General features: G+C 41.0%; 9 protein-coding genes. 7 read left to right on the top strand and 2 right to left on the bottom strand.

The genetic code is table 11. From position 1 onward, the window contains the following. The first annotated feature begins 96 nt into the window (after positions 1–96). On the top strand, positions 97–1,173 hold the full coding sequence (gene alr, locus KFE26_RS08495; protein WP_212600149.1) for an alanine racemase: 1,077 nt from the start codon (positions 97–99) through the stop codon (positions 1,171–1,173). Positions 1,174–1,597: 424 nt separating this feature from the next. Here the strand turns inward: alr and KFE26_RS08500 are convergent, their stop codons facing one another. After that, complete coding sequence (locus KFE26_RS08500; protein WP_105251417.1) at positions 1,598–2,062, bottom strand: chemotaxis protein CheX; 465 nt, start codon at positions 2,060–2,062, stop codon at positions 1,598–1,600. Between the two features lie 748 nt (positions 2,063–2,810). Between KFE26_RS08500 and KFE26_RS08505 the strand changes: the two genes are divergently transcribed. Beyond that, entirely contained in the window at positions 2,811–2,993 is a 183-nt protein-coding gene (locus tag KFE26_RS08505; protein WP_212600150.1) for a hypothetical protein, read from the top strand. A 225-nt stretch (positions 2,994–3,218) separates the two neighbouring features. Here KFE26_RS08505 and KFE26_RS08510 read toward each other — a convergent pair whose 3' ends face one another. Beyond that, positions 3,219–4,178, bottom strand: coding sequence for an integron integrase (locus KFE26_RS08510; RefSeq protein WP_212600151.1), 960 nt, complete (start codon positions 4,176–4,178; stop codon positions 3,219–3,221). 308 nt (positions 4,179–4,486) lie between these two features. On the opposite strand from KFE26_RS08510, the gene KFE26_RS08515 reads away from it, so the two are divergent. The 5 genes from KFE26_RS08515 (at position 4,487) to KFE26_RS08535 (ending at position 6,874) form a co-directional block, all read left to right on the top strand. Then, positions 4,487–5,095, top strand: coding sequence for a hypothetical protein (locus tag KFE26_RS08515; protein ID WP_212600152.1), 609 nt, complete (start codon positions 4,487–4,489; stop codon positions 5,093–5,095). A gap of 22 nt (positions 5,096–5,117) precedes the next feature. Continuing rightward, on the top strand, positions 5,118–5,579 hold the full coding sequence (locus KFE26_RS08520) for a hypothetical protein (protein WP_212600153.1): 462 nt from the start codon (positions 5,118–5,120) through the stop codon (positions 5,577–5,579). A 73-nt stretch (positions 5,580–5,652) separates the two neighbouring features. After that, positions 5,653–6,000, top strand: a complete 348-nt coding sequence (locus tag KFE26_RS08525; protein ID WP_212600154.1) for a hypothetical protein — start codon at positions 5,653–5,655, stop codon at positions 5,998–6,000. A gap of 118 nt (positions 6,001–6,118) precedes the next feature. Continuing rightward, a complete protein-coding gene (locus KFE26_RS08530) occupies positions 6,119–6,349 on the top strand; it encodes a DUF4926 domain-containing protein (protein ID WP_212600155.1) in 231 nt (76 codons plus the stop codon). A 285-nt stretch (positions 6,350–6,634) separates the two neighbouring features. Then, entirely contained in the window at positions 6,635–6,874 is a 240-nt protein-coding gene (locus KFE26_RS08535) for a hypothetical protein (protein ID WP_212600156.1), read from the top strand. Positions 6,875–7,070: the final 196 nt, after the last annotated feature.

A 7,070-nucleotide genomic window follows, 5' to 3' on the forward strand; every position in this document is an offset into this window, starting at 1 on the left:
TTAAAAACAGTCAGTTTGCGTTTGCAGAAGATGAGCTGTATTGATGTATTTTTTTATATCCGTGACTTTTTATTTCCTGAGTAAACAAGGTAAATTTTGAACCCTTTTCCCCGTGCAGAAATTAGCAGTAGTGCACTGCAAACCAATCTCGCTGCGTTGCGTCAACAGGCACCAGCGAGTCGTGTGATGGCCGTCGTTAAAGCGAACGGTTATGGTCATGGATTATTGAATGTCGCTAATTGTTTAGTCAGTGCCGATGGCTTTGGCCTAGCACGATTGGATGAGGCCTTAGAATTACGAGCGGGCGGCGTGACAGCGCGTTTGTTATTACTAGAAGGTTTTTTCCGCGCCACCGATCTCCCGTTACTCGTCGGGCATGATATTGACACTGTAGTGCACCACTGTTCTCAGCTTGAGATGTTAGAGCAAACTGTGTTGTCAAAACCCGTCACTGTCTGGCTTAAAGTGGATTCAGGCATGCATCGTTTAGGTTTTACGCCCGAACAATTTTCAACGGTTTACGCAAGGTTAATGGCCTGTCCCAATGTGGCAAAACCGATCCATTTGATGACACATTTTGCCTGTGCAGATGAGCCAGATAACACTTATACCTCAGTACAGATGGCGGCTTTTAATACGTTAACGGCAGGCTTGCCCGGATTTAGAACCTTAGCAAACTCTGCTGGTGCCTTGTATTGGCCTCAGAGCCAAGGCGATTGGATCCGTCCTGGTATTGCACTCTATGGCGTATCTCCTGTTACTGGTGATTGCGGTGCGAATCACGGGCTAGTTCCTGCGATGGAATTAGTATCACAGTTGATTGCGGTACGGGATCATAAAGCCAATCAGCCAGTCGGCTATGGTTGTTTCTGGACCGCGAAGCAAGATACCCGTTTAGGTGTCGTGGCGATTGGTTATGGTGATGGTTATCCTCGCAATGCACCGGAAGGCACACCCGTGTGGGTCAATGGTCGCCGCGTACCCATAGTCGGCCGTGTTTCTATGGACATGTTGACTGTTGACTTAGGTCAAGGTGCGCAAGATAAAGTTGGGGATAGTGCATTGCTGTGGGGTAAGGCATTACCCGTGGAGGAAGTCGCTGAACATATCGGCACTATCGCTTACGAATTAGTCACTAAGCTTACGCCAAGGGTTGCTGTTTGCTTAGCTTAACTCTGACAAATGGAATTATTCTGGGACACTTTTTAGCAAGAAAATGGTGATTAAACACCGTTTTCTTTTATGTAAAGTGTCAGGATGAATAATTGCCACTACACGAATGGTTACTGCAAATAACACTATGAATTATAGTTATTTGTTAGCGGGAGAAGTGTCGAACCTGTAGGGCTGAGATAAACAAAATAGTGGTTTGCAGTTCACCGTTGGCGACGCAATATATTTTAGACCTGAGGATGAAGCTGTGCTGAACTGGTGTTAGGCGGCAAAATAGACGATAAAAATACCTCAATTCAGTTTACGGTAAACCAGCCGTTCTGATCTTTGTTATCTGGCTTTAAATAAGCGAATGAAACATAAGATCCAGAGCGACAGGATAGTTAATGTATTTTGAGCTGACTGGCTTGGTGCATTTTAGCTATTAGTTTTCAAAACATATTTCAATATAAGCAGTACCATGCGGGCTTGTAAATGGCATGATAATCTTAGTGCCATTAGCTTTATGGGAAATAGTATGGCCTTTTCCTGATACGACCATAGGAGTGGCCATTTCAAATTCATAGCCTTTTTGACCCAAAAGATTTTTTGCGCCACCAGTCACCATATTCGTAATTTCGCCTACTAAGTCAGTCACTTCCTCGTTAATTTTACCCGGGTTTTCGCCCAGCATATTCTGCATTATCTGCAAAACAAGCTTTTGTTCGAAGGTAATCGACAGTGATCCTTTTGTTTGGGGTCCAACAAGACCTATTAGGCCGGATACATCACCCTTTGCTAAGTTATCTACTTTGATTTGGGGTTTGCCCGGCGTCAAATCCATGCTCGCCATCGTAGATATGACATTGAGCAAAGATTGGAGGAAAGGATTAATAAAATTAACGTTCATGCCTAAGTTTGTCCTCTTTTGAGCCTAAACCATGGAGTAATGGCATTGCTTAAGGCTATTAGAAAAGTTGCTTATCGACAGCAATCTTGATCACACTCTATCAGCTTAGATGAGACAGCTATAAATGTGAGGCTAATTTAAAGATATTCTTATCATTTATCTGAGTTATAGGCAGTTAAAGCTCCATATAACCGTGTCCTTTATTGTTTAGACCGTTTTGTATGATGGTTCATAAGTTTGCTTGGAAGACGCTTATCGTCAAATAGCGTTGTTTTACGTCTCATACATACAAAAAATGGCAATATATCGGCTGCATTAGCCCCATTCATAGTGGCTCATGAGTGCCGATGCTGCAAAGTTTTTTAGCCTTTTTATGGAGTAACTCGACTTTTATTTGCACTTGAACTTGTGAGAAGGCGTTGCTACTCAACTCTCTATCCCATCGCGTCTTACGTAATCCCATTTTATATGGCTATTTTCGGCATTGTGGAGTGCTATCAAAAAGGCGTCTTGGCCTTGAGTGTCTTAGCTGACTTTGTAAAAGTACGATGTTCGCTGTAAACTGTCTCACTTTTTGCTTCACCCTAACGACGCATTTGTAGTGTGTTGTTCAGTACGTGTTTGCGAGTCAATTACTGGGAACACCATCTTGAGCGCTCAATCTTATAATTTGGGATACCTCACAGGATACTTAGCAATTAGACCAATGCACAAATGTGTGAAAACCGCTTAATAGAATGTGAGAGTAATGATTCAATCTAAAATGAGTAAAACCCCAGTTATATCAACTATTCCAATTGATAGAACATTTTCCATTGCGCCCATGTTGGATTGGACTGATTTTATTGTTTTCAGCGGGCTGCAAGCGAGTATGGGAGCCATGTGGGGGCTTAGTGATTTGTTTTGTTATCAATGGGGCACCGTTAAATGATTGGGGCCCCGTTAGGTTTAGGTCAGTTAGATTTCAAATGTAGTTAAACAAATTTAGATTATAGGCTGAGCCAAGCGCATTTCTGTCCATCAACGTGTCTGTCTGAGCTCCGCTGGCACGAAAATGCCCCATTCCGTGTTATCGGGGCTACTGACAATTAACTCTACAAGCGGTAAGTAGACCAAATTTTAGTAATGCTACTGAGTTTCGAAAGGACTCTGACATTTATAATGTGTCTAATGGACTAGTTGTCCCCGCAAAATGTTTGCCAAGTACATGTGTATAGATTTGTGTGGTACTAACGTCATTGTGGCCCAGTAACTCTTGAACACTTCTTATATCACGACCAGCTTGAAGCAAATGGGTTGCGAAGCTATGCCTAAACGTATGGCAGGTGACGCGTTTATTCATTTGAATACTACGCACGGCATTCCCGAGCGCTTTACGAATAACACTTTGATGTAAATGATGCCTGCAAAGTGTTCCTGTATAAGGATTGATACAGGTTGTGCTAGAAGGGAAAATAAACATCCACCCGTGTTGTCTAAACGCATTGGGATACTTGCGTTCTAATGCATTTGGCAGAGATGGACCTATACCTTGAAGGTTGTCATCCTGTTGAGTCTTAATAGCCTTTTCAATATATGTAGTGAGCTTTTCTGCGCATCTATGGCTGAGGATGGTTTGCCTATCTTTATGTCCTTTACCGTCTCTAACGGTCAGCGAACCGCTCTCAATATCAATGTCTTGGATACGTAACCGGAGGCATTCTGACACTCTCAGTCCACTACCATAGAGCAGCTCAATGATTAGTCTGTCTCGTCCATGAAGTTGATTTAATATCGATGAGATCTCCAATGGGGATAACACTGTCGGTAAATGTCTCTGTTTAGTGGCATAGCAAAAACCTAAATCCCCAAGCTCATGGTGCAAATGTTTCTGATACAAATAGGCTAATGCATTAAGTGCAATTTTTTGTGTGTTGATTGCCACATTTCGTTGATTGGCAAGGAAGGTTAAAAATTGTGTGACTTCTTCCGTTCCCATTGTTTCTGGGTGACGCTTGTCGTGAAAGTTAATGAATGCTTTGATCCAATACAAATACGTTTTTTCCGTTCTAATACTGTAACCACGCATACGCATTTCTTCTTGAAGACCGCTTAGAAATGGGCTTTTTAGACTCATGATAACCCTCGCTCTTAAATACTGTTATTTTATACAGTATTATTTGAAATTCCCGGATATCAAGGAAAATAGTGAAAAAATTTTGCGCGTTTGTACGTGTGCTAATTCATATAATTAATTTATATCAATATGTTATGTGTTTGCGATTTGAGATAATAGGTTTGGAAAAACGCGCATGCGCGTTTTTCCAGATAGTATATTTGAAGAGAAGCTGATAAGTTATTTGCAATACAAGTAGTTAACTGTGCGCGTTTTCACTGGTCCAACGAGGTAAACGCGCATGCGCACTAATAAAATGTTAAGGCCTAATGAGAAATTTCCGTAATCTGTCTAAAAATGAAAATGAAGAACTTTCTAGAAAGTTTTCATTTCTGTTGAAGTACAACGAAGATTGTACCGCAGAGGATTTTAGCTGTGCAGCGGTAACTGTATTTGATCATTGGCTATATGAAACTGACTCTTTAAGTATTATTGCTGATGCAACTGATGATCAGATAAGAGCTTGGAACGGAATCATTAAAAGGTTTTTTACCCAGCTTGTTGAGTTGGAAAAACCGCTTAAATATAAGTACATTGGCCGCAATTCTAAGCAAAAGTTGCAGTTTTCGCGTTTTGTTGGCAGTGATGACTTAGGCTTATATGTTGCAAACCTGTTTGATGCTGTTTATGCAACCAATTTAGTATTTGTGCGCTTAGGTATTGAACTTTGGTTCGAGGACAACTGGACAATTCACTTTAAATATAAAAATCAGAAGGATTGTTTGGAAATGTTCGAGTTGATCGCTAGTCTAGGGCTGTATATTTTACCAGCCTATTCAGCAGAACATCTAAATAATTACAAGACTCTGGCAGCATATTTGCGTAGCCAGGACCTTAACAAGTTACTTCATCGGACTGCTAACGCAGCCGCTGAGTAAAGCGTTATGCATCAAGGGTGCTATGAGTAATTATCTAAGAATTGAGAGAATTCCTTATGAAGAGCCATATCACGTTCAGTTGGTATGGGATGTTTCAAATGGGAACATAAAATCTCGTTTTGAGTATTACGATAATGCCGATGCTCTAACAGAAATTGGCAAGAGATTAGCAACGTTTCCCCGACAAATTGGTGATATATTTCTGTATGAAATTGGCTCCGAGAAGCCAGAAGATAGGTTCGCGTATTATTTCCGGTTACAGGTGTTTACTACAAACTCGCGCGGTAGCTCTGCAATTCAAATCAGGTTTTGTAATAACCGAGATTTACCTTACCGAGAAGTCTTTGAGTTTTGCATTCAAACAGAGCCTGCTGCAATAAATCGCCTTAGCAAACTGTTCTTGGAGTTTGCAAAACTCGAACATGAGTATTTGGCTTGGTCTGACTCCGAATCATTTATAGGCTCTAAACATGAATATGCATAACAAGGCAAGTCAGCATCGCACCTTCGGTGCTGGACTCGCTAACGCTCGCCGCTGCTTGCGGCGTTAGGTCACTATGGATAGTATTGCTTCAGAATTCAGAAATTCGTGCCTAGACATTTTGAGCTTTTTATCGTCTCCGTCGAGACAGAGAGAATTTGCATCAAAAGTTGAATACATCGACTATAAAAGCGAATTTGTTTGTTGGTGGTTTGATGATTTAGTTATGGACTCCTTACCTCAAGGGCCTGGTTTAATATCTGAAAGCTTCACTGCGGATGAAAAATTAATCCTCTGGCAGTTTACAAAACTTTTTGAGCGAAATATTAATAGCGAGAATCAATCTATTGATGAGCTATTAAAAGACCCTAAATGGAATGTTGTTATGGTAGCAGCTCAAGAAGCACTAGCAAAAATTGGGTAAAGGCACCTAACAAGGCCATTAAAACGCGGACACAAAACAGCTGGCTTGTGCTCCTTCGTCGCCAAGTATAGCCAGCTATTTTGTGCCGTTTATGGCGGCGTTAAAAAGGAACTGGATCGTGCAATTTAAGCAATACGATGTGGTGAAAATTGTTGAGTTATTAAACCCAGCTAAAGCTTTAAAAGCTGAGTTTGACTTTCGTGCACCTAAAGTCGGAGACATAGCAACAATTGTTGAAGTATATTCAACGCCTTGTTTGGGTTATGAACTGGAATGCTCCAACAAAGAAGGAATCACTCAATGGCTGGTAACATTCGAACCATCAGAAATTAATATGTTACTTTTATAATTCGTGCTGAATTTCTTAGCGGTACTGCTTAAAAAGCACTGCCAAAAAATGCCAAAAATTTGCAATTTTTATTAAATTAATAATAGTTTTTTGTGGCAGCTTCGCTTTGTGCGGTCGGTTAATTTCTAATGGGTGCCAAAAGCCAATTTTTAACAAGTCGCTCAAGCACCGCACACTTCGTGTGCTGGACAGTTTTTAAGTCGCAGTTTTGTGGTTTTGCTGCGCAAAAGTATTCCACAAAACTACAACTTAAAAACTGCCGCTTAGCTCGGCGTTAGGGGGCACATGAGAGTCAACGGAATTGAGTACAACCTCGTGGTGACAAGTGCAAACGAATTTGAACATCTGAGTTTGGAATGCACGGATGATCAAGGCTTGATACTGGAAGCTGAATTGGTGAGTTATACCGATAAAAAAGCCAAAATTCACTTTCATAAAAGTCCTTTGCCTTACGAGTTGATCGAAGCATTTTTATATGAAGTAAAGCAAGAGCTTGAATTTGGTGGTAAAAAACGTGGCCCCTAACAAGGCGCTGTTGTCGCCACTGTCGTGGCTGGGACGGCTTACGCTTCGCTTTAGCCGCCCCAAAGCTTTGCGTTAGTAGTAAATGATCATCGAATCTAAATTAAAAGGAAGTGTAATGAAAATAAGTATTTTTTATTATTTTGCAGCAGCTTTTATCATGCTTTTAGGGTTAGCCTATAACGTTATAGAGCAAGAC

It is taken from the genome of Shewanella sp. M16, from assembly GCF_018224605.1.
Taxonomy (GTDB): domain Bacteria; phylum Pseudomonadota; class Gammaproteobacteria; order Enterobacterales; family Shewanellaceae; genus Shewanella; species Shewanella oncorhynchi.